Source organism: Cupriavidus phytohabitans (assembly GCF_017815025.1).
In the GTDB taxonomy this organism is placed as follows: domain Bacteria; phylum Pseudomonadota; class Gammaproteobacteria; order Burkholderiales; family Burkholderiaceae; genus Cupriavidus.
Map to the genome: position 1 here is coordinate 1 of NZ_JAGIQB010000015.1, position 25,819 is coordinate 25,819.

22 protein-coding genes and 3 pseudogenes are annotated in these 25,819 nt (G+C 65.8%); 11 read left to right on the forward strand and 14 right to left on the reverse strand.

All coding sequences use genetic code 11. From position 1 onward, the window contains the following. From J8I34_RS12450 to J8I34_RS12460, 3 genes are all read right to left on the reverse strand, one after another. Positions 1–319 (reverse strand): transposase (locus J8I34_RS12450; RefSeq protein ID WP_209806167.1); only part of this gene is annotated, 319 nt, incomplete at its 3' end. Positions 320–403: 84 nt separating this feature from the next. Next, a complete protein-coding gene (locus J8I34_RS12455; RefSeq protein WP_029044620.1) occupies positions 404–1,390 on the reverse strand; it encodes a Bug family tripartite tricarboxylate transporter substrate binding protein in 987 nt (328 codons plus the stop codon). Between the two features lie 105 nt (positions 1,391–1,495). Further along, on the reverse strand, positions 1,496–2,404 hold the full coding sequence (locus J8I34_RS12460) for a LysR family transcriptional regulator (protein WP_209806168.1): 909 nt from the start codon (positions 2,402–2,404) through the stop codon (positions 1,496–1,498). 191 nt (positions 2,405–2,595) lie between these two features. On the opposite strand from J8I34_RS12460, the gene J8I34_RS12465 reads away from it, so the two are divergent. Beyond that, positions 2,596–4,581 (forward strand): aconitase family protein, encoded by a 1,986-nt coding sequence (locus tag J8I34_RS12465; protein ID WP_209806169.1) that lies wholly within the window; start codon positions 2,596–2,598, stop codon positions 4,579–4,581. Between the two features lie 8 nt (positions 4,582–4,589). Here the strand turns inward: J8I34_RS12465 and J8I34_RS12470 are convergent, their stop codons facing one another. Further along, on the reverse strand, positions 4,590–5,120 hold the full coding sequence (locus J8I34_RS12470; protein ID WP_029044623.1) for a hypothetical protein: 531 nt from the start codon (positions 5,118–5,120) through the stop codon (positions 4,590–4,592). A 28-nt stretch (positions 5,121–5,148) separates the two neighbouring features. Continuing rightward, entirely contained in the window at positions 5,149–5,964 is an 816-nt protein-coding gene (locus tag J8I34_RS12475; RefSeq protein WP_209770107.1) for a DUF2092 domain-containing protein, read from the reverse strand. Positions 5,965–6,249: 285 nt separating this feature from the next. On the opposite strand from J8I34_RS12475, the pseudogene J8I34_RS12480 reads away from it, so the two are divergent. From J8I34_RS12480 to J8I34_RS12500, 5 genes and pseudogenes are all read left to right on the forward strand, one after another. After that, positions 6,250–6,463, forward strand: a pseudogene (locus tag J8I34_RS12480) (chromate resistance protein ChrB domain-containing protein); the annotation flags it as partial. Between the two features lie 19 nt (positions 6,464–6,482). Beyond that, positions 6,483–7,141: pseudogene (locus tag J8I34_RS12485) on the forward strand (chromate transporter); the annotation flags it as partial. Positions 7,142–7,358: 217 nt separating this feature from the next. Further along, positions 7,359–8,648, forward strand: a complete 1,290-nt coding sequence (locus J8I34_RS12490; RefSeq protein WP_051320269.1) for an MFS transporter — start codon at positions 7,359–7,361, stop codon at positions 8,646–8,648. 22 nt (positions 8,649–8,670) lie between these two features. Next, positions 8,671–9,096, forward strand: a complete 426-nt coding sequence (locus tag J8I34_RS35735) for a metal-sensing transcriptional repressor (protein WP_500784427.1) — start codon at positions 8,671–8,673, stop codon at positions 9,094–9,096. 11 nt (positions 9,097–9,107) lie between these two features. Next, entirely contained in the window at positions 9,108–10,448 is a 1,341-nt protein-coding gene (locus J8I34_RS12500) for an MFS transporter (protein ID WP_029044630.1), read from the forward strand. 90 nt (positions 10,449–10,538) lie between these two features. Here J8I34_RS12500 and J8I34_RS12505 read toward each other — a convergent pair whose 3' ends face one another. The 7 genes from J8I34_RS12505 to J8I34_RS12535 form a co-directional block, all read right to left on the reverse strand. Next, entirely contained in the window at positions 10,539–10,925 is a 387-nt protein-coding gene (locus tag J8I34_RS12505) for a hypothetical protein (protein ID WP_029044631.1), read from the reverse strand. Between the two features lie 52 nt (positions 10,926–10,977). After that, positions 10,978–14,082 carry an efflux RND transporter permease subunit gene (locus J8I34_RS12510; protein ID WP_209806170.1) on the reverse strand — a complete coding sequence of 1,035 codons (3,105 nt, stop codon included), beginning with the start codon at positions 14,080–14,082 and terminating at the stop codon, positions 10,978–10,980. Positions 14,083–14,091: 9 nt separating this feature from the next. Next, complete coding sequence (locus J8I34_RS12515; RefSeq protein WP_209770086.1) at positions 14,092–15,216, reverse strand: efflux RND transporter periplasmic adaptor subunit; 1,125 nt, start codon at positions 15,214–15,216, stop codon at positions 14,092–14,094. Positions 15,217–15,224: 8 nt separating this feature from the next. Continuing rightward, entirely contained in the window at positions 15,225–15,782 is a 558-nt protein-coding gene (locus tag J8I34_RS12520) for a hypothetical protein (RefSeq protein ID WP_209806171.1), read from the reverse strand. Then, positions 15,779–16,996, reverse strand: a complete 1,218-nt coding sequence (locus J8I34_RS12525) for a TolC family protein (protein WP_209770084.1) — start codon at positions 16,994–16,996, stop codon at positions 15,779–15,781. The genes J8I34_RS12520 and J8I34_RS12525 overlap by 4 nt, the downstream gene beginning before the upstream one ends. Positions 16,997–17,095: 99 nt before the next feature. Beyond that, on the reverse strand, positions 17,096–17,449 hold the full coding sequence (locus J8I34_RS12530) for a hypothetical protein (RefSeq protein ID WP_029044636.1): 354 nt from the start codon (positions 17,447–17,449) through the stop codon (positions 17,096–17,098). Between the two features lie 506 nt (positions 17,450–17,955). Next, positions 17,956–18,474 carry a GNAT family N-acetyltransferase gene (locus J8I34_RS12535; RefSeq protein ID WP_209806172.1) on the reverse strand — a complete coding sequence of 173 codons (519 nt, stop codon included), beginning with the start codon at positions 18,472–18,474 and terminating at the stop codon, positions 17,956–17,958. A gap of 584 nt (positions 18,475–19,058) precedes the next feature. Here J8I34_RS12535 and J8I34_RS12540 point away from each other — a divergent pair. From J8I34_RS12540 to J8I34_RS12560, 5 genes and pseudogenes are all read left to right on the forward strand, one after another. Further along, a complete protein-coding gene (locus J8I34_RS12540; RefSeq protein ID WP_029044638.1) occupies positions 19,059–20,036 on the forward strand; it encodes a tripartite tricarboxylate transporter substrate binding protein in 978 nt (325 codons plus the stop codon). Between the two features lie 279 nt (positions 20,037–20,315). Next, positions 20,316–21,563, forward strand: a complete 1,248-nt coding sequence (locus J8I34_RS12545; protein WP_209806173.1) for a serine hydrolase domain-containing protein — start codon at positions 20,316–20,318, stop codon at positions 21,561–21,563. 76 nt (positions 21,564–21,639) lie between these two features. Further along, complete coding sequence (locus J8I34_RS12550; RefSeq protein ID WP_209806174.1) at positions 21,640–22,659, forward strand: NADP-dependent oxidoreductase; 1,020 nt, start codon at positions 21,640–21,642, stop codon at positions 22,657–22,659. Positions 22,660–22,737: 78 nt separating this feature from the next. Continuing rightward, on the forward strand, positions 22,738–23,598 hold the full coding sequence (locus J8I34_RS12555; RefSeq protein WP_209806175.1) for an SDR family NAD(P)-dependent oxidoreductase: 861 nt from the start codon (positions 22,738–22,740) through the stop codon (positions 23,596–23,598). Positions 23,599–23,634: 36 nt separating this feature from the next. Then, positions 23,635–23,844, forward strand: a pseudogene (locus tag J8I34_RS12560) (EthD family reductase); the annotation flags it as partial. Positions 23,845–23,921: 77 nt separating this feature from the next. Here J8I34_RS12560 and J8I34_RS12565 read toward each other — a convergent pair. Continuing rightward, positions 23,922–24,980, reverse strand: a complete 1,059-nt coding sequence (locus J8I34_RS12565) for an AraC family transcriptional regulator (protein WP_029044643.1) — start codon at positions 24,978–24,980, stop codon at positions 23,922–23,924. A gap of 72 nt (positions 24,981–25,052) precedes the next feature. Further along, complete coding sequence (locus tag J8I34_RS12570) at positions 25,053–25,781, reverse strand: SDR family NAD(P)-dependent oxidoreductase (RefSeq protein WP_209806176.1); 729 nt, start codon at positions 25,779–25,781, stop codon at positions 25,053–25,055. Positions 25,782–25,819 lie beyond the last annotated feature (38 nt).

The following is a 25,819-nucleotide window of genomic DNA, read 5'->3' on the forward strand; positions in this document are numbered from 1 at the left end:
CCCAGACCACATCATCCATCGCCAGGCCAATGAACCAGCGAAACAGCAAGTTGTAGTGCGTCTGTTCCATGAGCTGGCGCTCCGACCGGACGCTGTAGAGCACCTGCAGCAGCATGGCCCGCAGCAACTTCTCCGGCGCGATGCTGGGCCGACCACCCTTGATATCGGCCTCGTACATTTGCGCGAACAGCCGATCCATCTTCGCCAGCGCCTGGTTCGCCATGGTGCGGATCGAGCGCAAGGGGTGGGACTTCGGCACGAAATCTTCCAGCCGCCGCATGGTGAACAAACTTTCGGTGAAGGTGTCAGCGCCGCGCATGAATGTGGGGTTGTAAGGAGTCCTCAGATTAACGATTCAGCAAGTCGTCGCGCTGACGTCCACTGCCGGTATTTCAGCAGCCTGTTAGTTCAGCGTCGCCCCCGCCTGCTTGACGATCCTTGCATGCTTGTCCAGCTCGCTGCGGAAGAACGGCACGGCCGCGTCGGCACCGGTGGCCGCCACGACCACGCCCTGCCCCGCCAGATGCTCCTGCACCTCGCGCTCCTGCAGCGTGGCCTGGATCCTGGACTGCAGCGCCGATACATTGGCCTTCGGCAAGCCCGCCGGACCCACGATCGCCAGCCAGGCATCGAAGCTGTAGCGCGGCAGGCCGGACTCCGCCAGCGTCGGCACCTCCGGCAGCGCCGGCACGCGCTGCGCGGTCGAGACGGCGATGGCCTTCAGCTTGCCGGCCTTGAGCAGCGGCAGCACCGCCTGCACCGTCAGGAAGCCGACCTGTACCTGGCCGCCGACCAGGTCCGTGGTGTAGTTGCCGGAGCCCTTGTAGGGCACATGCCGGATATCGACCTTCGCTTCGCTGGCAAACAGCTGGCCGGCCAGATGCAGCACCGTGCCGTTGCCAGACGAGCCATAGTTGAGTTCGCCCGGCTTCGACTTGAGCAGCGCGACCAGTTCGCGGGTGTTTTGCGCGTTGACCGAAGGATTGACGACCAGCACCAGCGGCAGCGTGCCGATCACCGTGATCGGCGTGATGTCCTTGAGCGAGTCGTAGGGCAGGTTCTTGTAGATAAACGGGTTGATCACGTGGTTCGACGAGATCAGGCCCAGCGTCGACCCGTCTTTCGGCGCCCTGACGATCTGCTGCGTGCCCGGCACGCCGCCGGCACCGGCGATATTCTCGACCACCACCGACTGGCCCAGGTGCTTGCCCAGCGGCTGGCTCAGCGCGCGCGCCACGGCGTCGGCCTGCGATCCCGGCTGGGTCGGCACGATCAGCCTGACCGGCCTGGTTTCCTGCGCATTGACCGCGCCAGGCAGGCCGCCCAGCACGGCCAGTGTGGTGATGCCCGCAAGCGCATGGCGCGCCCGCCGAAACAGCGTTGTCCGCATTCCTTGTCTCCGTTTATTGAAATCGCACCGTGGGCGGTGGCCTTGGGTCGGAGTGTAGGGCTGCGCCGCTGCACGGCAGAGTGCTAATCCGCTGGACCGGATATCTCAGGCTGGCATAGCCTCGGCGGTGCCTGGCTGGAGCGCGCGGATCATGGCCGCGATCGCGCGCAGCCGTGGTTGCTTGTAGGGCGCATAGATCAGCAGCTGCCGCTCGCGCCACGGCTCGTCGAGCGGCGCGCGCACAAAGCCGCGCGTGCCGGCATAGGCCGCGCCGGCGCTGGCCGGCAGCACGGCGATGCCCAGGCCGGCCTCGACCATGCGGCATGCGGCTTCGAAGCTCGACACCGTCACGCTCTGGTTGAACGGCAGGCGCAGGTTCGCCGCCTGTTCGCGCAGCTCCTGGTCGAGCGCGCCGCCAGGCTGCACCACCACCAGGGGATGCTCCAGCACTTCGGCATAGCGGATGCGCTTGCGCCGCGCCAGCCGGTGCGACGACGGCAGCACCACATTGAGCGGATCGCTGGCGAACGGCCACGACTCCAGCCCACCAGGCGTCTTGGCCGCGACGCCGATGCCGATGTCGACGCGGTCATCGAGGCAGGCGCGGATCGATTCGGCGGTGGAGCGTTCGTACAGCGCGATCTCGACCAGCGGATGCGCCGCCTTGAACGCATGCAGCCGCTCCGGCAGGAATCCGATGATGGCCGACGGACTGGCCGACACGCGCACCACGCCGGCAACCTGGTCGCCAAGATCCTGCACTTCGCGCGCAAAGCTGGCGATGTCTTCGTTGAGCTTGCGGCCCAGTTCGAGCGCGCGGGCGCCGGCATCGGTCAGCACCACGCCGGCGGGCGATCGCACGAACAGCACCACGCCGAGGCTGCGCTCCAGTTCGGCGATGCGCCGGCTCAGCGCCGACTGCGCAATGTGTTCGGTTTCCGCCGCGCGCTTGATCGAGCCTTCGCGTGCCGCGGCGAGGAACAGTTGGATATTGACGGGGTCGATGCGGTGCATGGTCTTCAGGATGCCGGGCGTGTCGCGTGTCGTTAGATACTAACGCCTGCGCACATGCCTGCCGCATGCACCACAGGACACGTGGGTTAACCCTGATATGCCCCCGGCAGATAGCAGACATGCCGGATCAGCGCTTCGTGCCGGCGCGATGCAGCCAGTAAAGTGCCGCCAATATGCCACTGGAGACCCGCATGAGCGCCCCCGATTTCCCAGGCCGCATCCTGTTCCTCGCCGACTCGGCGGATGCCATGGCGCGCCAGCTGCACGGCGAGGCGCTCACGCTTGAGCAAGCCGGGCCCTTGCGCGACGACGTGTCCACCGACGAGATCACGCCGGTGCCGATCCTGACGCACTACGACGACAAGCTCGGCCGCTATCCCTATACCGGCTGCAAGGTCGGCGGCACCTGCCCGGTCGCGCCCGGCGCGATCCGCGAGGGCGGCTTCTCGGTGACGGTCGCGGGCAACCGCTACGGCAAGGGATCGTCGCGCGAGCATAGCCCGGCGGCAGAAAAGCTCGCCGGCATCCGGCTGGTGATCGCGCGCAGCTTCGAGCGCATCTACCGCCAGAACGCCGACAACATCGGCCTGTTCACCTCGACCGACTTCGGCCTGCTCGCGCGCCTGCAGGCCGGCGAGCCGATCGCCGCGGAAACGCTGGTGGCCGGGCGCGACGCGCTGGCCGCCGCCATCCTGCTGAGCGGCGGGCTGCTGAAGTTCGGCCAGCAATACCTGGGCAAGGTCGAACCGGCACCAGCGACGCCGCCCGCGGCGCCGCAAACCCTGTTCGAGAAGATCGTCCACCGCCACCTGCTGACGACGCCCGTGACGCCCGTATCCCCGGCGGGCCCGCAACCGGGCGACGGCATCTTCGTGCGCGCAGACTGGCGCTTTATCCACGAGTACTACACCGGCATGTGCGCCCACATGCTGCACGCCACGTTCGGCAAGCCGCTGCGGCTCAAGGATGCCGATCGCATCGTGGTATTCGAGGACCATACCTCCTACGTCAATGAAAGCCCCGCGCATGTGCGTGGCGGGCTGGTCGACAACATTGCGCGGATGTGCGCGGCGCAGCGGGAGTTCGTCGACGCCTACCGGCTGCGGTGCCACCGCACGCTGACGGAGGAAGCCTCACTCAGCGGCGACGGCAGCGACGACGGCAGCCATGCCGCGGGCATCTCGCACGCGATGATGGCCGAGCGCTATGCGCTGCCGGGACAGGTCGTGGTGGGCACCGACTCGCACACCCCGCATAGCGGCGCGCTCGGCTGCGTGGCCTTCGGCGTCGGCACCACCGACATGGCCAATGCGTTCGTGACGGGTGCGGTCCGCATGACCATGCCGCAGGGCATCCGCGTCGCGCTCCACGGTGCGCTTGCGCCGGGCGTCACGGCCAAGGATGTCGTGCTGCATCTGCTGGCGCGGGCCGAGATCAAGGCAGGCGCCGGCGTCGGCAAGGTGTTCGAGTTCACCGGCCCCGCCGTGCGCGCGATGTCCATCGACGAACGCGCCACGCTGACCAATATGTGCGCCGAGCTGGGTGGCTTCACCGGCATCGTCGCGCCGGATGCGCAGACCGTGCGCTTCCTCAGGGAGCGCCGCGGCATTGATCTCGTGATCGAGCCGTGGATGCGCAGCGACGACGATGCCGCCTTCGCGGCCACCATCGAACTCGACTGCGGCACGCTCGGCCCGATGGTGGCGCGCCCCGGCGATCCCGGCAACGGCCTGCCGCTGGCCACGCTGGACCAGCGCGTGCGGGTGGATATCGCCTATGGCGGCTCCTGCACCGCCGGCAAGCGCGAGGATTTCGACCTGTACCACGAGGTGCTGCACTGGGCGGTGCAGCGCGGCCTGCGGCTGCCTTCGCATGTCACGCTCTACCTGCAGTTCGGCACCACCGACGTGCGGGACTATTGCATCCGCCAGGGCTACATGGAGACGTTCCATGCGGTCGGCGCGCGCATCTTGCAACCGTCGTGCGGGGCGTGCGCCAACTGTGGCCCGGGTTCGTCGGAACGGGCCGAGCAGGTGACGGTGAGTTCGATCAACCGGAATTTCCCCGGGCGCTCGGGGCCCGGGCAGGTGTGGCTGGCCAGCCCGCCCACCGTGGCCGCCAGTGCGATGGCGGGCGAACTGCTGTCATTCCATGACCTGCAGCGGCGCCACGGGTAAGCGCGCCATCAGTACGGAGGATTGACCACGACGTACTGCGCGCCCTGCGGCATGTACCAGGTACTGCCGCACTGCTGGTAGACCATGCCGCCGTAGTTGACCGGCACGCAGCTCGGCGGGACCGTGCGCACCATGGATCCCACCACCGCCGACGTGACGGCGACGGTGGCCGTCACCGCGGCGGCCGTCGCCACCGGGTGGTAATCGTTGTCCCAGCCGCAGCAGCCGCCATTTTCGACGTTCACGTTGACGTTGCGGCTCGTATTGACGTTGACGTCGCGGCTGGCGTTGACGTTGTTGACGCTGGTGTTGCGGACATTGTTGGTGCGCGCGTCGGCACGCTGGTTGTTCACCTGCCGCGTTTCGCGGCTGGCGCCGCCGGCAGCGGCGCGCTGCCCGCCCGCGGCATGTCCGCCGGCAGCGGCATGTCCGCCCCCCCTGTCGCCGCGGGCGGCCTCGGCCACCGATGTCCAGCCGGACGCCACCAGCATGAGCGCGGCCGTGCACACCGCGAGCGGCTTTGCGAATGTGTAGCTCATGGCAATGCTCCTTTTGTCCATGGCCCCGTTACCGGGTGGCCTTCAGGGGAACGAACTCCGCCTTCCTGGCGTCCTTGGGCGGCGTGAAGGCGAACGCTGAATTGCTGAATTTCGGATTCAGGTTCCACTTGTACAGCGTGACCGATTGCGGCCTGGCCTCGTCGGACCGGTTGGTGATGACGAGCTTGCGCGGCACCGGACGGTTGCCGGCGGCGATCCAGATCTGCCAGTCGAGCTGCCCCTGGCGGAAGGCATAGTGATCGCACAGCTCGCCGCCAACGATGTCCTGCCCGGCATTCATCGCCGATTCGATGTTGTCCACCGGCGCCGCGGGCGTGCCCCACAGGAACAGGTCGGCCGAGGGGATTTCCACGCCGAAGCGTTCGCGCAGCCGCTGCGCCAGCACGCCCAGGTTGTCGCTGAATTCGGCCTGCGAGTATGCCTTCTGCGTCGGGGAATAGAGCGTGACCTTCTTGCCGTCATAGATCAGGTCGCGCTGCGAGCGCGCGCTGCGCATCAGCGCGCGCAGCCGGTCCGGCCGCTGCACATCCAGGTCCGCGGTGGCGGTGTGCTGCAGCTTCTGGCCGTCCTGCAGCACCCGTTCGCCAGACAGGTCGATAAACACCTCGAACTGGCGCAGCGACTGCAGGTACTTGCCCATGTCGTTGAGCGCCTGGATCGTTGCGGGGTCGACAGCGTTCGGCTGGGGCTTCGCCTGTGCCTGCGCCGGTGCCGCGGCGGAGGCGGCCGATGTTGCAGGCGTCGCGGGTGGCGGCGCGGGCGGCGTGCTGCTGCAGGCCGCCAGCGCGATGACGAGCAGGGTCAGGGCCGGTATGCGTGCCATGGTGAACTCCCGGTTGACTGGACAATCGCCCGGCCGCGTGCGGATTCAGGCCGGCGATGGAGATGCTGGGGAATCTTCTATGACGGGAAGGGGGAAGTGAAGTGAATCTTTTTGTGGGTGCGGTAAGCCGTGTTGTAGGGCGCTGGAATTGGCTGTCCTGGCGGCGGGGGCCGGGAATCGGAGATGGACTGGATATTCCGCATGGGCGTAGCCCGATGTGGCGAAGAGACCTCTGCTTGCTTGATCCGCATGGTTGTCTCCTATGTTTTTTTGGGATGCCGCGGCTTCGGCCTCGAATCCGACCACGGGCTCAGCCGGCTTGGCACCATGGTGCATGCGCTCGACATTTGCGGCATTTCGGTGCCGGAAGCCAGCGGCTTTGAAGCCGTACTGGCCGGCGCACGGGCCCGCCTGAAGGATGATGACGCGCTGCTGGCGGAAATCGGCACGGTTGCTGGATTCACTTTACGCGCACTTCTCGGCCAACAAGAAGACTTGATTTCCATTTTCAACCCGCCATGAGTCGCATGCAGCAAGCCGGTATAGCACCACCGGAAGTCTCGGAACGGCCTGCCTATACTCTTTGGCAGACTCGTGCTCTATTTCCTCCGCCTTGGCACCTTCGGCTTTGGCGGGCCGGTCGCGTTGGCCGGCTATATGCATCGCGACCTGGTCGAGCGGCGGGGATGGATCGCAGAGGGCGACTACAAGGAAGGCATCGCGCTGGCGCAACTGGCGATTTATCTCGGCTACGTGCACTACCGCATCCTCGGTGCCACGCTGATCGGCCGGCCGCCAGCGGTCTGCTCAGCACGCTGGACTGGCCGCTGCTGACCCAGATCGGTGTTTTCTTCGCCAAGGCCGGCGCCTTCGTCTTTGGCCGGGTCTTGCCATCGTGCCCTTCCTTTACGGTGGCGTGGTGACGGAATACCAATGGCTTAACGAAAAGCAATTCGTCGATGCGGTGGCCGTGGCCATGATCACGCCCGGCCCCGTCGTGATCACGGTCGGCTTTATCGGCTACCTGGTGGCCGGGCTGCCCGGCGCCTGCGTAGCGGCCCTGGCGACCTTCCTGCCGTGCTACCTGTTCACGGTATGGCCGGCCCCTTACTTCAAGAAGTACGGAAAACTGCCGGCCATCCTGGCCTTCGTCGATGGCGTCACGGCGGCTGCAATTTCCGGCTACGGGCGAAACCGGCGCTGGATGGCAAGCTGCACATCGACACCTCGGACGAGCATATCCCGGGTGCCGGTGCCATCGGCGTCTGGACCAGGGCCGACAGCGTAACCCTCTTTGCTGCCATCTCGTCTGGCAGTAACAACACCGGATAAGGCGGCAGGCACCATGTCAGGCTGCAACATACATAGCAGTCCGCCCTCGCCAACTGGCCTCGATGCCAGATCGACAAGTCAGGCTCGCCGTGGCAGTACATAAGGACCACCCCCCCACCGCCAGCAGTAGCTGGCTCGAACGCATCACGCTGCCATCCGGTGTTCGCCCCGACGCCCTGCCGCTGCTTGCTGGCCGTGCGCTGCGTGGTATCTGTGATGGCTATATTGCCGTGCTGTTGCCGTCCTACCTGCTGGCCCTTCGCTTCGACTCGCTGGCCGTTGGGCTCATAAGCAGCGCGACCCTGATCGGCTCTGCCCTCGCCACCATTCTGATCGGGATCGCCGGGCACCGCTACCCGCAACGCCGCTTGCTGATGCTGGCGGCGGCCATGATGTTTGCGACCGGCCTCGGCTTTGCTGGCTTCTCCACGCTGTGGCCGCTTCTGGTCATCGCATTCGTCGGCACGCTTAACCCTGGCTCCGGCGATGTCAGTATCTTCCTGCCCTTGGAGCACGCGCGCCTGGCGGAATCAGCATCGCCTGACACCCGGACGGCGCTGTTCGCCCGCTACGGCCTGGTCGGCGCATTTTCCTCCGCTTTAGGGGCACTAGCAGCGGCGATTCCGGCATGGCTGGCCGAGCAATCCCGGCTGTCCCCGCTCGATGCGATGCGCCTGATGTTCGTTTTCTACGGAATCATAGGACTGCTGCTGTGGCGTCTCTATGCGCGCGTACCTGCCACGCAGCCATGTGGGTCGGCAACCACGGCGACCACACCATTGGGTCCGTCCCGTCCGATCGTATTGCGCCTGGCGATGCTGTTCAGCGTGGACGCGTTCGCGGGCGGGCTCGTGGTCAATTCGCTCCTGTCGCTGTGGCTGATGCAGCGGTTCGGCCTGAGTCCTGCCGCGACCGGCCAGTTCTTCTTCCTCGCAGGAATACTGACGACGTTCTCGCAACTCGCCGCGGTGCCGCTGGCGCGAAAGATCGGCCTGCTCAACACGATGGTATTTACGCATATCCCGTCCAGCCTGTGCCTGATTGCCGCCGCCTTCGCGCCCACGCTGACGCTTAGCCTGTCCTTGCTGCTTGCTCGCAGCGCGCTGTCGCAGATGGATGTGCCGACACGGACGGCTTATGTGATGGCGGTTGTGACCCCGCCGGAACGGGCGGCGGCCGCAAGCCTGACCGCCGTGCCGCGCAGCCTGGCTGCGGCACTCAGTCCCGCGCTCGCCGCCGCATTGATGGCGTGCGGCTATGCCAGCACGCCGCTGGTCGCCTGCGGCCTGCTGAAGATCGCCTACGACCTCGCGATGCTGCGCGCGTTCCGTCGGGTCAAGCCACTCAACTGACCGGCCAGAGCGGGATGTGGACTTGCCGGACTGGATCACAGCAGTACTGGCCGCAATCGTCGTTGTCGCGGCGCTGAACTGTCCGATCCATGGTGAAGGCCGAACGGATGACCAGGAGCACTGGCTTCACCGGAGCGACAGCCATCATGCTATCCTCCCCCCCAGGATAGGAGAAGTTATGTCGATGCATGCCACGCACCCCGATATCATCAAGCGCCTGAAGCGCGCCGAAGGCCACCTGAGGCGCATCATCGGCATGCTTGAAGAACAGCGGCCGTGCGTGGAGGTCGCGCAGCAGCTGCAGGCAGTCGAATCCGCCGTGGCAAGCGCCAAGAAAACGCTGGTCCATGACCATATCGACCATTGCCTCGACGATGCGATTCGCGCCGGTACCCGCACTGCGGACGAGGCGTTGCGCGAGTTCAAGTCCATCAGCAAGTATCTATAAACGTCACCGTTATGCTGGATGTCCTGACCAATCGCACCTACCGGCACTTGTTCCTTGCGCAGGTCATCGCACTCGTCGGGACGGGACTGGCAACAGTGGCGCTGGGGTTGCTCGCTTATGATCTGGCTGGCGCGAACGCCGGCACCGTTCTCGGCACAGCGCTTGCCATCAAGATGGTCGCCTATGTCGGTGTTGCCCCGGTCATCGGTGCGTACGCGAACCGGCTGCCCCGCCGCGCGTTCCTGGTGTCGATGGACCTGGTCCGTGCCGGTGTCGCGGTCTCGCTACCGTTCGTGACCGAAGCCTGGCAGATCTATCTGCTCATTTTCCTGCTCCAGTCGGCGTCGGCGGCGTTTACCCCCACGTTCCAGGCGACGATCCCCGACGTGCTACCCGACGAGAAGGACTACACCCGCGCATTGTCGTTGTCGCGGCTGGCCTATGACCTGGAAAACCTTGCCAGCCCTGCGCTGGCCGCCGCGCTGTTGACGGTGATCGGTTTCCACTGGCTGTTTGCCGGCACCGTCATCGGCTTCCTGGTTTCGGCTGCGCTGGTGGTATCCGTGCGACTGCCTCAGTCACGGGCAGTCGAGCGATCGGGCGGCATCTTCGCCAAGACAACCCATGGCATGTCGATCTATCTTCGGACGCCGCGCCTGCGTGGCCTGCTTGCGCTGAACCTTGCCGCTGCGGCGGCGGGTTCGATGGTCATCGTGAATACCGTCGTCTACGTGCAAAGCAAGATGCAGCGGCCTGCCACCGACGTTCCGATTGCATTGGCCGCGTTCGGATGCGGATCGATGCTCGTGGCGCTGCTGCTGCCAAAGTACCTCGACAAGCGGCCCGACAGGCCCGCCATGCTGACCGGTGCTTCGGTCATGGCGCTGGGCTTGCTGGCGGGCATCGCAATCGCGGAGCTGGGAGGATCGGCCGAATGGCCCGCATTCCTCGCTGCCTGGTTCACGATCGGCATAGGTTATTCGATGACGCTGACGCCCAGCGGACGCTTGCTGCGGCGCTCGGCAAGTTCGGCCAACCGGCCGGCAGTCTTCGCGGCGCAGTTTTCCCTGTCGCATGCATGCTGGCTGGTCACATACCCGCTGGCCGGGCAGCTTGGTGCGAGACTGGGCATGGCGCCGACCTTTGCCGTCCTCGCTGCGCTGACCCTCCTTGGCGTGGGGATTGGCTGGCGGATGTGGCCGGCCGCAGACCACGATATTCTCGACCACAGCCACCCAGCGGGAACGGCGTTCGAGGAGCACCTGTCTGAAGGCGAGCGTACGGGCAGCCGCAGCCACCGCCACGCCTTCACCATCGATGAGCTGCATCCGAGATGGCCGGATCTTTTGTAGTCACCGCCTTTGTACTTCCGGCCATGACCGGATGGCGACGCCCCTGCGCACCCGGCTTGCCATGGTGTGATCGACGGGGTTCCTACTGTGTCACTTCGCTACAAAGCGCGCCGTGACGGTCTTGCCGTTGGCAAACTTGATTGTCGCGACCAGCTTGGAGCCGGCTTTGAATTGCAACTTGTCGGCCGCCACCAGCGCATTGTCCGTTCCCGGGTTCAGCACCGTTTCCGTCTTCTGGGCGCCGGTCAGCACCGTCAGCTTGCCGCTGGCGCCGGCCACCGGCAGTTTCCGGTCATGGTCGTCGACATAGATGGTGACCGCGCCATCCTTGTTGACCAACTCGAACTGCAGGTCACTGGCGGTCTGCACGATGCCGCCGTACTGCGCGGGCTTGGCGCCGTGGGCCATGGCCAGACCGGAAAGGCCGGACAGTGCGAGGCTGCCGGCAAACAACATGGCTGAAATCTGTTTCTTCATCGAATACTCCGTTGATGCAGCGACTTGGGGGCGTCGCTGCCAAAGCCCGTAGTCAGTACGCGTCGCCCTGCTGTTGCGACAGAATCCGTTCCAGCGGGCGGCGCCCGAACAACCAGAATGCCAAGGGTGTCAGCACGGAATCCAGGATGGTCGAGCTGACCAGCCCGCCGAAGATCACCACCGCCACCGGATGCAGGATTTCCTTGCCGGGCGCGTCGGCCGACACCAGCAGCGGCGTCAGTGCGAACGCCGCAACCAGCGCGGTCATCAGCACTGGCGTCAGCCGCTCCAGCGACCCGCGCACGATCATCGGGATACCGAAGGTCTCCCCTTCGACGCGGCACAGGTTGATGTAGTGGCTGACTTTCAGGATGCCGTTGCGGGTGGCGATACCCGTCAGCGTGATGAAGCCGACCATGGACGCCACAGAGAGGGTCAGGCCTCCCAGCCACATCGCGATTACGCTGCCGATCAATGCCAGCGGGATATTCGCCATGATGATCAACGTGAGAGTCGCGGAGCGATAGCGCGAATACAGCACCAGGTAGATCAGTGCCAGCGACACCAGTGACAGCAGCACGATCAGTTGCGTCGCCTGCTCCTGTGCCTGGAACTGACCCTCGATGCTGACAAAATAACCACCGGGTAGCCCGGCGCGCGCGACCGCGCTGCGCACCTCGCCGATGACCTTCGACATATCCGAGCCATCGGTATTGGCATAGACCACGATGCGCCGGCGGCCATTCTCGCGCCCGATCTGATTCGGGCCGTCGCCATCCTCGACCGTGGCGACTGCCGACAGCGGTACCGCGCCCCGCGGCGAATCGAGCATGACGCGGGACAGGTCCTGCGGTGTACGGCCCGTATCCGGCAACCGCACCACCAGGTCGTAGCGGCGCACGCCCTCGATCAGCTGCGTCACCCGCGTGCCGTCCGACAAGGTCTGCAACGCCTTCAGCGCCTCGCCAGCCGGAATGCCGTATTGCGCGGCCTTGCGGTAATCGAGCCTCACATTGACTTGCGGAATCAGCACCTGACGCTCGACCGTGATATCGACGAGCCCCGGTATGGCGGCAAGTCGCCCGCGCACATTCTCTGCCAGGCCGCGCAGCGTATCGAGATCGTCGCCATAGATCTTCAGCGCGATCTGTGCCCGCACCCCGGACAGCAGGTGGTCCAGCCGGTGCGAAATCGGCTGGCCGATCGCCACCGACGCAGGCAGGCTGGCAAGCTGGGCGCGGATGGCGGCCATCACTTGTTCACGACTGCGGTCGGAGCGCTTCAGGTCGACGTCGATCTCGGAGGAATGCACGCCTTCGGCATGTTCATCGAGTTCGGCGCGGCCGGTGCGCCGGCCGACCTGCGTCACTTCCGGCACCTGCCGGATCAGCGTTTCCGCCAGCGCGCCCATGCGGTTGGCTTCGGCCAGCGAGGTGCCCGGATTGAACATCAGCGACATCACCAGCGAACCTTCGTTGAAGGCCGGCAGGAAGGCGCGCGGCATGAACGGCACCGTGGCGGCCGCCAGCGCCACGGCGATGGCAGCCGCGGCAAGCACCGCCTTTGCGCGCGGAAACGACCAGTCCAGCACCCTGCCGTCGACCCGCTTGAGCCATGCCACCAGCGGGCTGTCCGGATGCTCGAGCCGCTTCATCCGCGGCAGCAGGTAATAAGACAGCACCGGGGTCACCGTCATCGACACCAGCATCGAGGCCAGGATCGACACGATGTAGGCGATGCCCAGCGGCGCGAACAGGCGCCCTTCGATACCCGGCAGCGCAAACAGCGGCACGAACACCAGCACCACCACCAGCGTGGCATAGACGATGCCGGAGCGGACTTCGACCGAAGCGCGCCAGATCACCTCAAGCACCGACGGCGGATTCTCCTTGCCGGCCCGCTGCCTGAGCCGGCGCAGGATGTTCTCCACGTCGACCACGGCGTCGTCGACCAGCTCGCCGATGGCAATGGCCAGGCCGCCCAGCGTCATCACGTTGATCGACTGGCCCAGCAGGTGGAAGGCCAGCGCGGTGACGGCCAGCGATAGCGGAATCGCCACCAGCGAGATCGCGGTAGTGCGCGCGCTCAGCAAGAAGGCGAACAGGATGACGGTGACCATGATGGCGCCGTCGCGGAGCGCTTCGACTACGTTGCCGATCGAGGCCTCGATGAAGTCGGCCTGGCGGAACAGCACCTGCGGCGCGGACAGCCCCGGCGGCAGCCCCTGTTTCAGCTCCCCGAGTGCGGCCTCAAGGTCGCGCGTCAGCCCCACCGTGTCCGCCGCCGGCTGCTTCTGCACGCTGACGATCACTGCCGGCTTGCCATTGAAGCCAGCGTCGCCGCGCTTGAGTGCCGGGGCATAACGCACGCCCGCCACCTGCTCCAGCAGCACCGGCATGCCGTCCTTGTAGGCAACGGCCAGCCCCTTGAGGTCGTCGAGCCGGTTGGTGCGCCCGAGATTGCGGATCAGGTATTCGCGCCCATTCAGGTCGATGAAGCCACCGCTGGTATTGGCCGCGAAGTCGCGCAACGCGCTCTCCACCTGGGGCAATGCCACACCAAACTGCGCCATCCTGGCGGTGTCCGGTTCGACCCGAAGCTGGCGCACCTCGCCGCCGATCGGGATGACCTGCGACACGCCAGCCACCGACAGCAGGCGCGGCCGCAGCACGAAGTCGGCATATTCTCGCGCCTGCATCGGGCTGGCTTTGGCCGGATCGATCGGCAAGGCGATCAGCATGATCTCGCCCATGATCGACGACACCGGCCCGAGAATGGGCGTCAGCCCCCCGGGCAACTGCTCTTTCACCAGCGCCAGCCGCTCCGACACCAGCTGGCGGTTGCGATAGATATCGCTGCCCCAGTCGAATTCGGCATAGACAATCGACAGGCCCACGCCCGAAACCGAGCGGACCCGCGTGACGCCGGGCATGCCATTCAGTGCGGTCTCGATCGGGAACGACACCAGCAGCTCCACTTCCTGCGGCGCCATGCCGCCAGCTTCGGTGATTACGGTCACCAGCGGCTTGTTGAGGTCCGGGAAGACATCCACCGGCGTGCGCCAGGCGGTGAAGGCGCCGTATGCCATCAGGATGACGGCAACGGCAAGGACCAGCAGCCGATTGCCTAGGCTCGCGCGAACAATCCAGTTGAACATGCGCGCCCCTCAGCGGATCTGGTTGATCAGCGCCGCCCCGGACACTACCACCCGGTTCTCCGGCGACAGGCCTTTGACCACGACCACCGTGCGCGCATCCAGCACGCGGGCCTCCACCGGCTGGGCGATAAAGCGCTGCGTGCCGGACTTGATCCACACCACCGGCAGGTTGCTGGCGTTGCGGACCAGGGCCTCGCTGGGCAACGCGATGCCCTTGAGCGTATCGGTCAGCGTGGCCACCACCGTTACGGGCTGCCCGACGGCAAGCGGCACCGCATTGCCCGTGAGCCGGAACGTCAACGGCACGGCGCCATTCTTCAAGCTGCGCCCGGCGCCGATGAAGTCCAGCTTGCCACCGTCCGATCGACCCAGGGTACCAGCCTGGATACGGTTTGCCAGCGAGGCATCCGCGGTGTTGGCCTCGATCAGCATCCGCGCCGGGTCAACCACTTCATACAGCACGTCGCCAGCAGCGACTACCTGGCCGGCCAGCACATTGGCGGTGGCGATGACGCCACTGGCTGGCGCGGTCAGCGTGTTGGTAAGGTGCAGGCTCTTGCCCACTGCCTCGCGCTGGCCGGAAAGGCTCTGGACCTCGGCGCGGGCGGCTTCGATCTCCTTGCGCGGGATGCTGTCCTGCAGCGATTCCAACCGCTGCAGCCGTTGCCGGGCCAGGTTCAGGCTGGCGCTCAGGTTGGCCAGCTGCGCCTGCTGGTTGCCGATATCGAAGGGCTCGCTCTTGTGCCGTAGCACGGCCAGCACCTGGCCTTTGGTGACACGCTGCCCGAGTACCGGGAAGCCACCGGGTGGCGGCTCGATCCAGCCCGGGTGTCCCGCCTGCAGCCGCCCGCCCGCATTGGGGTCGATCGCCACCACGGCATTCAGCTCCACGGTCACGGGGTGCAAGGCTTCCTGCGGCATCGTCGTCCGTATACCCATGCGCCGTTGCGCGAGCTTAGGCACCTGGACACTACCGTCGGGCAACCGGGCCAGGCCGCCGCTGCCGGACACCGCCCCCGGTGCATCAAGGTGTTCGCCACCGGGCCCGTGTGCACCGGGCCCGGCCAGTGCCGGCATGGCTGCACAGGCAGCCAGCGCGACGGCGATCGTTGCGAATTTGGTTGTCTTCAGCATGTCGGGCCTCAGTTTTTCTTATGGATGTTGCGGCGCCTTATGCCCCAGGCTGCGGCAACCAGGACAACCGCCACAAGCAAGACGACCCACGGCCAGCGCGCTTGCCAGAAGGCCCCGAGGCCATGGGTGTGCGCGTCCGCGGCAACATTGAGAGTGCCCTCGATCAGGTCCGACTCATTGCCCGCAACAAGGGTGAACACGAGTGCATGGTTGCCCGGCTGGTGCAGTGCCTTGAGGAGTTTCTCGTCGGTAAAGGAGTAGTCGCCGAAGTCGGCGTGCAGCTTGCCTTGCGCCTGAATGCCGTTGAACTCGACCTCCAGCGTGCCGTTCAGCACCGGCTCGTTGGTGGCGTAGCGGTCGATCATCACCGACAGCTCATCCGCGGCTAGAGTGCCAACCAGTTCGAACGCCTCCGTATTGGCTTCGATGCCGGGCTGGGCATTCGCCGCGGCGCCGGTGCTTGTGGGCGCATCGAGGTGTTCGCCATTGGGGCCGTGGGCGCCCGGAGCGGCATGCGCGGCGCAGGCGAGTGACAAGAGCAGGGTGAGAAAGAGCTGGCGGATCATGGCAGGACTCCGAGAGCCTGGTTCAGGTTGGCAGTGGCGATGCCGCGGCGGGCGCGCTGGCGCGCCAGGTCGGCTTCGGCTTCAAGGGCCTGGTTTTGTGCGCGCAGCACTTCAGGCAAGCCGATTTCACCGGCATTGAAAGTCTTGCGCAGCAGTGCCGCCCGCTCGGACAGCGTAGCGCTGCGCTCTTCCGTGAGCTTGAGCTGCTGCCCGGCGAGCGACAGCGCCGCCTGTGCCGCGTCGATCTCAGCGCGGACGATGCGTTCAGTGCGATCGAGCTCGGCCCGGGCTGTCATCAGTTCAGTCTGCGCGGCGGTCTCGCGCGGCAGATTACGCGCGTCGGTTGCGAATGGGATTTTGACGAAGAGGCCGATGGTCTGGTCGCTGGGCATGCCGCCGCCGGCCCGGTCGCTGCGGTACAGCACACCAACTTCCGGCGGATCGCGGCGCGATTTGCGCAAGTAGCCCACCTGCCGCTCGCTGCGCAGCACGGCTCGCTGGGCTGCTTCCAACCGCGGATGGGTCGGCACGCTGGCAGCCGGATCGCCCACGGCCGCTGCCGCTTCGTCATACCGCTGCGGCAGGGCAGATACGCCGGTCGCTTGCAAAAGCCGCGCCCTGGCGTCCACCAGCCGGGATTCGCTGTCAGCCAGCAGCCCCTGTGCCGCCAAATAGTCCTGCTGCGCCAGCAGCAGGTCGGTGCGCGCAAGGTCGCCAGCGCTGACGCGCCGCCGCACGTCGTCGCGCAGGGAAGCGGCGATCTCGGCGCGGCGTCGTAATACATCGTGCTCACCCTCCGCAGCCACAAGCTGCCAGACGCGCTCGCGCACCTCAGCGGCGACGTTCAGCCGCGCCAGAGCGGCGCCGGCCTCGGCCTCGGCGGCCTGCGCGTCAGCCAGATCGCCGCGGGCCGCGCGCTGACCTGGCATCCACACCGGGACACCAAGCTGGACCTCGCTCTCGCGCAGGCCCCGATTCTCGGTCCAGCGGTCGTCCCGGTGCAGCAGGCCCAGTGTGGGTGGTCCGGCGATCAGCGCATCCGCCTGTACCCGACTGGCCGCCGCCTCCAGGCGCCGCCCTTCGGTCGCCTGGAATGCCACGGACCGCTCCCACGCGGTATTGAACAGCGCGTGCAGATCCGCCGGCGCAGGCTGGCCATGGGCCGCCGGCATCAGCAGCGCGGACGCAACAATGGAAAAGAAGAACTTCTGCATGGAATCCCCAACGCAAATCGCGATAGCACAGGTAATGCGGCGGGGCGCGGCGCAAGCCTTTGCGCCACGGCATGGAATCAGGAGGTCAAGGCCCCGCCGTCAGGCGGGCGCGTGAGGCGGGCGTAAGGGGGGACTGCCCCGAGGGTCGGGCATGCGGCCGCCAAGAAACAACGGCTCGGACTGGGTCCGCTGCGACAGCGGCGGCAGCAGGCTCGCGGGCAGGGGCGCCTGGAAGTGAGCGCCGTAGTCGAAGTCGAGTTGGTGTGACGCCGACGCTGTGGAATCGTCGAACGCGATCTCCCCGTCGTCGTCGTGGTGATGGGGGATATGTTCGGCGTGCGCCGCCATATGCTCCGAGGGGAAGCCGACCGAATGCGCGAGCTGCCGCTGCGCTGCGGCCAAGGCCTGCAGCGGCAGGATCAGCATCAGGAGGATGGCAATTGCGCGCGACATAGGCTGGATTCTACCTGACCGGTAGCAGGTAGCGCGAAGACTGACGGGACACCGTGTAACTGAATGTGGCAAGGCTAACGACCGGGGGCATTTACGAAGAATTCTTCCCCACAAGCAAGCCATCACGCTCGACACTGGAGGGGAGGAACAGGCAGATCATGCGCAGGCAGACTCATGAGGGATCGGGAGAGGATGGTCCTTCCGCCCTCGACTTCAGGCAGGGCGAGCAGCACTTCTGCTGGCTGCAACGCAACATGGCTCCACCAGTGGTTCCAGTCCGCCTCAACCCAAGCACGAGCCGCGCCGGGGAACTGAACTCCGACGCCGGGCCAGGCATCATGCGTATGCCGCGGACGAAGGACATGGCCAGGTCGTGCATTGTCACTGCTGGTGACCGACCTGCGGATAGGGATGACCGTCCCCGGCCAACTTCTGCCATCATCGTCCCTCCGCCGAACGCCCGGCATCGGTCCGAAAAGAGACAACCGGACCGCGGCAACAGCCTGCTAGAGACCAAGCGCCCAGAATTCTTGTTGAAATGTCTGCCCAAACGCCTTTTGTCCAGGCACTATCTCCGTCGTATGGAACCCCAGGCGTCGATAAAGCGCCCTTGCCTCTACGAGGCAGCTATAGGTTTCGAGCTGTACCTCCTTCAACGAGTGCGCGCGTGCATGATCGAGGGCTATCTTCATCAAGGCATGCCCGGCGCCTCTGCCTCTATACTGCGGCAGGACCAGAACGAAATTGAGAAACGCCACATCGCCAGGTCTGTCGGAGATTGCAATCGACGCCGCGCGCTTGTCCCCTATCCATCCAACCCAGACGCGATTGAACGTGCTTGGTAGCTGGAGAAATGCATGCATCTTCCGGGCGATGCTGTCCTGGAAACTTCCGTCAAAGCCGAACTCCGTGGCGTAGACTTCTCCATGCGCAGCAACGATCCATTCGTGGTCGCCCTCTTGCGCTGTTCGTACCATTAATTCGCTGGCTGTCACTCGTAACCCCCCATTTGCTTGTGTTGGCATTATCTACCTGCCGGCTTGCACTTCAATACACAACGCATCTCCCTTGTCGGGTCGGTGCACCGCCGCGAATCCACAGAATTACACGGAGCCCTTATTCCAGGTGCGCGCGAGAAGGTGCCGTCAGGTTTGAAGCAATTCATTGATCGCAAACCGCCGGGCGAATACGTACGGTCTGGCGAGATGAAGTCCCCCCAATTCGAGTGGTCTGTTTATGCGCCTGCACGGCGACACTATGGGGAATGGCGAAATCGCTTCCGCCATTGCGGCATGACTGCAATCGGGTACGCCAGGGCGTCACGGTCTCCACCCCGCGGGTCTGCTCGATCATGTCGGACTTTGCGCTCCGGGATGGATTCCGGGGCGCTTTTTCTTTGTTGGGCTTGCAGTGAGATGCGAAGAGGGCCGCCGCCGGCGCCAGCCAAGCACAAGGCCCGCCCACATTGGGCTTTCCCTAACTGTCCCGAAATGTCAAATTTTTGCCCCCGAATGTTAAGGCGCTTTGCCTCGACCGCCCATACTTCTGCCACGACTTCCGTCGTCAATGGCACCCATTTCCAGCCCACACTTATAACGGGGAGACACCTATGCCAATCCGCCCTGCCCTGACCTGCATGCGCCGCGCCGCTGTGTGCGCTGTCCTGGCCCTGTCCATGCCCGTCGCCATGGCATGGACCAGCAAGCCGGTCCGGGTACTGATCCCTGCGCCTGCCGGCGGCACCATGGATGTGCTGGCACGCGTGCTGTCCGAAGCGCTCACCGCCGAACTGGGCCAGCCCGTGGTGGTCGATAACAAGCCGGGCGCCGGCGGCAGCATTGCGATCAACACGATGCTGGCGGCGCCGGCCGACGGGCAGACCATCCTGGTGTCAACCACCAATGTGCTCACGGAGATCCCGCATGTAGTGAAGGTCTCCTTCGATCCGATGAAGGATGTGAAGCCCGTGGCCGCGGTGGCCAGGTCGACCCTCGTGCTGGTCGGGTCGACGAGCCTGCCGGCCAAGGACCTGCCGAGCCTGGTGAGCTATGTGAAGGCCCATTCGGGGCAACTCAGTTTTGCTTCCTACAGCGCGGGCACGGTCGCCCACTATGCCGGCCTGATCATGAACCAGAAAGCCGGCATGGATCTGCAGCACGTGCCTTTCGCCGGCTCTCCGCCGGCGCTGACACAGGTCATGGGCGGACAGATCGCCGTGATGTATGACGGCATGGTGACCTCGCTGCCGATGATCAAGGCCGGCAAGCTGCAGGCCTATGCCCTGGCCGCGAAACAGCGTTCGCCGCTGCTGCCGCAGGTTCCGACCTTTGCCGAGCTGGGCTATCCGGACATTGACTTCAACAACTGGGCGGGCGTGTTCGTCTCGTCCAAGGTGCCGGCAGACGTGGTCCAGAAGATCCAGGCGGCCGTCTACAAGGCGGCCTCGACGCCCAAGGTGCAGGAACGTATCCTCGGGCTCGGCTTCGAGACAGTACCGGCGCAAGCCCCTGCCCAGCTTGGCCAGGCCTTGCGCGCCGAATACGATCGCAATGCCGCCATCGTGAAGGCCTATAGCATCCAGCCCTGACGGTCCGCGGCTCCGGCGGCGTTGCTGCTGCCTTCCCGCCGGAGCTCGCTCCTTCGCGGCCATCGGGACGATCGGCCGCGATCATCCAACCTTCGCTGGTTGCTCCCCTCCTCCCCGATTCCCGTCGCCAGCCGCTGACGCAATGTCCCCGGCGGTCACGACAAAGACCCCTACCATCAATCGCCAAGCCGACCGTCTGCCTAGAATCGGCACACATACCTCACCGGCACAGCGCACCGCGCCGAACCCTCGATCCGCCGAAACTTGCAGGAGCCTGCATTGCCTCTCACCCGTGCCCTCGAACATGCTGATACCCCTGAAGGGGTGGGACTGTCCGCGCGGCGGCTGCAGTCGATCTCGGCGGTGATCCATGCCGATGTCGACCGGCGCAAGATCCCGGGCGCGGTCGTGCTGGTTGCGCGCAAGGGCCGGATCGGCTGGTTCGAGGCGTTCGGCTTCGAGCATGCGGATACCCCGTCGCGTGCGATGCAACACCATTCGGTCTTCCGCATTGCCGCGATGACCCGGCCCATCGTCGGCGTGGCAGCGCTGACATTGATGGAAGAAGGCCGACTGGCCCTGAGCGACCCCGTCGAACGCTACATCCCCGAGTTCGCCCGCCTCCAGGTCGGCGTCGAGTCAGTCGACGCGAATACCGGCGAGCGCCGCCTTGCGCTCGAGCCCGTGCGCCGCGCCATGACCGTTCACGACCTGTTCCGGCACACGTCCGGGCTGACATACGGGCAGTTCGGCGACTCGCTGGTGCAGCGCCAGTATCGCGAATGCGGCCTGATGGATCCCCGACAGACCAATGCCGAGATGATCGCGAAGCTGGCGGCCATCCCGCTGCAATGCCAGCCGGGCGAGGTGTTCGAATATGGCATGTCCACCGACGTGCTTGGCCGCATCATCGAGATTGTCTCGGGCATGGACCTCGCTCGGTTCGTCGCGGAGCGTGTAACGCAGCCGCTGCGCATGCATGCAACGGGCTTCGGGCTGATCAGGCAGGACGGCGCGGGCCTGGCGCTGCCAGCCGGCGCATCCGGCAAGTCCTCCGCCCTGTTCGACTACGACGAGCACAACCCGCCTCGCTGGCATTCCGGTGGCGCCGGCCTGCTGTCCACGGCCGGCGACTACGCGCGCTTCTGCCAGATGCTGCTCGATGGAGGCGTGCTCGATGGCGTGCGCGTGCTCTCGCGCAAGACCGTCGAACTAATGCTTGGCAACCATCTGCCGCGGGGCACGCGCTATGGCGGTTCGACAACCGGGCTCGGCATCAACGCGCCATTGCCCGATCTCGGCCAGGGCCATGGCCTCGCCGTGGGCGTGCGCACTGCGCAGGGCTTGAGCCCGGTGCCCGGTTCCATCGGCGATTTCTACTGGGGCGGCGCGCTCGGGACCTATTTCTGGGCAGATCCGCAAGAGCAGCTGGTTGCCATCCTGATGCTCCAGGAGAACGACCTGGCGACGCGCGTCGGGTACCGGTCCCTGTTGCGCAACATCGTATATGGCGCGCTGGAAGACTGAGCCGGCAAGCGCACTGCGGCGACCGGCAACGCGGCCCGCGCACACGGCGCCAGTCACGAATTTTGGAGGAACAAGCATGAAGACAATGAACCGGCGCTGGATCCTCAGGCAGCGCCCCGTCGGCGATATCGGCGACAACGACCTGCAGCTCGTCGAAGCACCGATGCCACGGCCGGAGGACGGCGAAATGCTGGTGCGTAATATCTATCTCATGGTGGCGCCGACCAACCGCGTCTGGATGAGCGAGATCGACCAGTACATGGCACCGGTGGCACTTGGCGAAGTCATGCGCGGGGTCACCATGGGGGTGGTCATCGAGTCCCACCATCCGGACTTCAGGCCAGGCGACATTGTCGAGGGCGGCATGGCCTGGGAAGAGTATTCGGTCACGAAGACTGCCAGGCGCGTCCCGGTGGAGCACGGCCTGCCCCTGCATGCCTTTGCGAGCGTGCTGGGCAACTCCGGCATGACCGCCTATTTCGGCATGCTCGACATTGCCAGGCCCAAGGCTGGCGAAACCATTGTGGTCTCGGCCGCCGCAGGCGGCGTCGGCTCGATCGCCGGCCAGATCGGCAAGATACTCGGCTGCCGGGTGGTCGGCGTTGCGGGCGGCCAGGGCAAATGCCGGCTCGTCAGGGAAGAGTTTGGCCTGGATGCCTGTGTCGACTACAAGGCAGGCAACGTGCTTGCCGATCTTCGCGCCGCCTGCCCGGACGGCATCGACGTCGATTTCGAGAACGTGGGCGGCGACACCATGGATGCCGTGCTCGCGCTGATCAACCCGGGTGCCCGTATTGCCCTTTGCGGAATGATATCGACTTACAACGCGAGCGGTGACTGGTGGAGCCCGAAGATGTTCCGCAACGTCATCATGAAACGCGCCCGCATCGAGGGTTTCCTCATTGCCGACTACCGTTCGCGGTTCCACGAAGCCGTGGAAGTCATGGCGAAATGGGTCAGGGACGGCCAGCTCAGGTACCGGGTCGACATCGTTGACGGCATCGAGCAGGCGCCCGCCGCCCTGAACCGCCTGTTTACCGGCAAGAACATCGGCAAGCAGCTCGTCCGCCTTGCTCCGGAATCCGTCATTGGCTGAGTGCCGCGGCCCCTCAGCCCCTCAGCCCCTCAGCACCTCAGCACCTCAGCACCCCTCAGCACTTACCTGTCAACATCCATGACGCATCCAGACATCGATTGCAACGATTCCCGGCCGGACGCCCGACCCCGCCTTCTGGACTTTCAGGGCAAGGCGGCAATCATCACCGGCGCCGCGTCCGGCATCGGCCTCGAACTGGCCGAGGCACTGGCGGCGCGCGGTGCCGACCTTGCGCTGGCCGACATCGACGCGCACGGGCTGGACGCCGCACGCGCGCGCCTTGCACCGACCGGCAGGCGCATCTGCACGCGTGTACTGGATGTTTCCTCCGATGCGGACGTGCGCGATGCGGCGGAGGAGTTCGAAGCGAAGCTGGGACGCATCCATCTGGTCTTCAACAATGCCGGCATCGATATGAGCGGCGAACTGGCCTCGCTGTCCGAGCAGGACTGGACCCGCGCGTTCGGCGTCAATGTGTTCGGCGTGATTCACGGCATCCGTCATTTCCTGCCGCTGCTGCGCCGGCACGGCGAGCCCGCGCATTTCGTCAGCACGGCATCAGGCGCGGGCTTCTGGGTGAACGGCGACTTTCCCATGGGCGCCTACGCGGCCACGAAATACAGCGTCGTGGCCCTCTCCGAGGCACTCGAGCAGGAGCTTCGCGGCACCGGCATTGGCGTATCCGTGCTTTGTCCTGGTCCAGTGAAGACTCCGATCGCCGAACGCTCGAACCATGCCGGCGAATCGTTCAGGGCCGCTGTTGCCGCCGGCACGGCGCCGCAGCTGGTGGCCAGTCACACGCTGGAGGCGATTCTGACAGGCGAGTTCTACATCTTCACGCCAACGCGCATGCGGCCGCGCCTTGAGGCGCGATTCACGCGGATTCTCGATGCACTGGAACGCGCGCCCAGCGTCACCGCCGGAGTGCCCACGACATGATCCATCTCATCTTCCTGAGCGTGCGGCGCCCCCGGCATGGACCGCCAGGAGTACCTGCGTTACTGGCGCGACGTGCATGCGCCGCTGGTGGAGGGCCTGCCCGGTGTGCGGCGCTACGTCCACAGCACCGTCCGCGCGGCCCCCGGTCAGGCTGCGCGCTACGATACCGTGGACGAGATCTGGGTCGACGATGCCGCGGCGCTCGATGCGCTCCTGCATTGCGCGGACTATGTCCGTTCGGCGCTGGCAGGCGCGGGCAACCTCGTTGATCCCGGCCACTGCGTGCGTCTGCAGATTACGGATCACGTCGGAGCGATGCCGTTCTACACGCGCTGCTCCGGGCTCGCCGCCACCAGCTGTTGCCGTGGAAGGGGCCCGGCCGACTGCGCGCCATCGCTGCGCCATGCACTGGGGCTGCAGCCAAAACGGCCGCGGAACCAGCGCGAGAACGCGCTCTGCATCGAGAATCCGAGCAACACGGCAACGTAGCTGACCGGGCGTTCCAAATGCCCGAGATACTGCACCGCCAGCGAGGCACGGACCTCATCGAGAATGCTGCTGAATGTCGAGCCTTCCTGCAGCAGCTTGCGGTGGACCGTGCGCCGGTCGACGCCAAGCTGGCTGGCGACACGTTCCACGCTGCAGGTTCCCGAAGAGAGCAAGGACAGCACCATCCGCCGGACTTTCTCGCTCATGGACATGGTCGCACGCGCGGCCAGCGAGTCCAGGTACGCATGCGCATACCGCGCCAGTTCCGGGCGCGCGGCGGGCAGCACTGCCTCCATGTCCTTCAGCTCGCAGACAATACCGTTGAAGTCGCAACCGAATTCGACGGGTCGGCCAAACACGCGCAAGTGGGATGCCAGGTTCCTTGGCGCCCTGTACGAAAGGCAGATGCGCCGCGCACGCCAGCCTGGGCCCATCAGTTCCTGCAGCATTCGGTAAACCGAGACCAGCACCATTTCGTCGGCCTGGCGTGTCGAACCGGAATGCTCGACCATCAGGGACAAGCGGATGACAAGAGCGCCCTCCCGTTCTTCCACGCCGAGGAACAGTGCCTCGCTGTGCAGCGTGATGTAGCGCGCCATCGCACCAAGCGCATCGCGCAGCGTCCGTGAATCTCGAACAGCCATGCCGAGAGGCCCGAGCGCCGACAGTTGACGGCCCTCCCCGAGGCGCAGGCCGAAGTCTTCGGCATCGGAGGCTGCCGCGGACATTTCGAGCAGCCGGCAGACTGCGCTGGCGGAGACCAGGTTGTCGCCGGCGTCCAGGCAGGTCCCGGGCAGCCCGACCTCTGCCAGGATCCGCAGCGGATCCAGCCCAACCGAGCGGGCCACCTCGGTGTAGCGCGACAGCGTGGCGCTGCGGACTAAACGGCTCATGGGCCTCCTTGCACGGGCTGCGGCTGCAAGGCCGTTGCAGCCTTCGGTTGTCGGTCGGGTTCTCGTCTGGCGTCAGGCGCGGCGCATCAGGCTGTAGCTCTGCGCGCTGGGTCCGAAATCGGGCATGCCGGCCAGGAACAGGGCAAGCGGGACAACGTCCGCGGGATCCTTGAACCATTCGCCGGGCGGCACCGGAACATCGCGCGTCATGTCCGTCCTGACCGGCCCCGGTATCAGCTCATTGACGCTGATGCTGTCCTCCTGCAGTTCCGTCGCCAGCGACTGGGTCAGCATCCACAGGCCGCTCTTCGAGCACGAGTAGGCAGAAAAGCCCGCGGCAGGCCGCTTGCGCTGGCCCGAACCGATCATGATGATCTTGCCGGCCCCGCGGCGGCGCAGATGGGGAATGGCGGCATGGGCGGTGTGGTAGGCACCGGTCAGGTTGATATCGATGGTCTTGCGCCAGAGCGCGGGATCGCCGTCAGCGATCCTGCGCTGCTCGAGCGCGACGCCGGCATTGGCCACCACGATATCGACACCGCCGAAGGTATCGCTGGCGCGCTGGAACAGCGTCGCGACGGTCTCGTAGTCCGCCACGTCGGCGGTCTGGGCAATGGCCCGGCCACCCGCTTCACGAATCAGCGCGGCTGTCTGCGCAATGTCGGCCTCGCTGCGGGCGCTGCATACCACCGCGGCACCGGCGCTGGCATAGGCCATTGCAATGGCGCGGCCGATGCCGCGGCCCGCGCCGGTGATCACGGCTACCTTGTCCTTGAGCAGGTTGGGGTCGATCTGGCTCATTGTCAGTCTCTCAGTCTCGCTTTGGGTTGCAACGGGGG

What these genes read in the sequence shown, in the direction of transcription:
- J8I34_RS12505 (WP_029044631.1), bottom strand. Translation starts at nt 10,925, where the DNA reads ATGAAGAAACAGATTTCAGCCATGTTGTTTGCCGGCAGCCTCGCACTG.
- J8I34_RS12475 (WP_209770107.1), bottom strand. Translation starts at nt 5,964, where the DNA reads ATGGCACGCATACCGGCCCTGACCCTGCTCGTCATCGCGCTGGCGGCC.
- J8I34_RS12555 (WP_209806175.1), top strand. Translation starts at nt 22,738, where the DNA reads ATGACGCATCCAGACATCGATTGCAACGATTCCCGGCCGGACGCCCGA.
- J8I34_RS12550 (WP_209806174.1), top strand. Translation starts at nt 21,640, where the DNA reads ATGAAGACAATGAACCGGCGCTGGATCCTCAGGCAGCGCCCCGTCGGC.
- J8I34_RS12470 (WP_029044623.1), bottom strand. Translation starts at nt 5,120, where the DNA reads ATGAGCTACACATTCGCAAAGCCGCTCGCGGTGTGCACGGCCGCGCTC.
- J8I34_RS12520 (WP_209806171.1), bottom strand. Translation starts at nt 15,782, where the DNA reads ATGATCCGCCAGCTCTTTCTCACCCTGCTCTTGTCACTCGCCTGCGCC.
- J8I34_RS12460 (WP_209806168.1), bottom strand. Translation starts at nt 2,404, where the DNA reads ATGCACCGCATCGACCCCGTCAATATCCAACTGTTCCTCGCCGCGGCA.
- J8I34_RS12515 (WP_209770086.1), bottom strand. Translation starts at nt 15,216, where the DNA reads ATGCTGAAGACAACCAAATTCGCAACGATCGCCGTCGCGCTGGCTGCC.
- J8I34_RS12570 (WP_209806176.1), bottom strand. Translation starts at nt 25,781, where the DNA reads ATGAGCCAGATCGACCCCAACCTGCTCAAGGACAAGGTAGCCGTGATC.
- J8I34_RS12540 (WP_029044638.1), top strand. Translation starts at nt 19,059, where the DNA reads ATGCCAATCCGCCCTGCCCTGACCTGCATGCGCCGCGCCGCTGTGTGC.
- J8I34_RS12530 (WP_029044636.1), bottom strand. Translation starts at nt 17,449, where the DNA reads ATGTCGCGCGCAATTGCCATCCTCCTGATGCTGATCCTGCCGCTGCAG.
- J8I34_RS12510 (WP_209806170.1), bottom strand. Translation starts at nt 14,082, where the DNA reads ATGTTCAACTGGATTGTTCGCGCGAGCCTAGGCAATCGGCTGCTGGTC.
- J8I34_RS12535 (WP_209806172.1), bottom strand. Translation starts at nt 18,474, where the DNA reads ATGCCAACACAAGCAAATGGGGGGTTACGAGTGACAGCCAGCGAATTA.
- J8I34_RS12490 (WP_051320269.1), top strand. Translation starts at nt 7,359, where the DNA reads ATGCCAGATCGACAAGTCAGGCTCGCCGTGGCAGTACATAAGGACCAC.
- J8I34_RS12455 (WP_029044620.1), bottom strand. Translation starts at nt 1,390, where the DNA reads ATGCGGACAACGCTGTTTCGGCGGGCGCGCCATGCGCTTGCGGGCATC.
- J8I34_RS12500 (WP_029044630.1), top strand. Translation starts at nt 9,108, where the DNA reads ATGCTGGATGTCCTGACCAATCGCACCTACCGGCACTTGTTCCTTGCG.
- J8I34_RS12565 (WP_029044643.1), bottom strand. Translation starts at nt 24,980, where the DNA reads ATGAGCCGTTTAGTCCGCAGCGCCACGCTGTCGCGCTACACCGAGGTG.
- J8I34_RS12525 (WP_209770084.1), bottom strand. Translation starts at nt 16,996, where the DNA reads ATGCAGAAGTTCTTCTTTTCCATTGTTGCGTCCGCGCTGCTGATGCCG.
- J8I34_RS12465 (WP_209806169.1), top strand. Translation starts at nt 2,596, where the DNA reads ATGAGCGCCCCCGATTTCCCAGGCCGCATCCTGTTCCTCGCCGACTCG.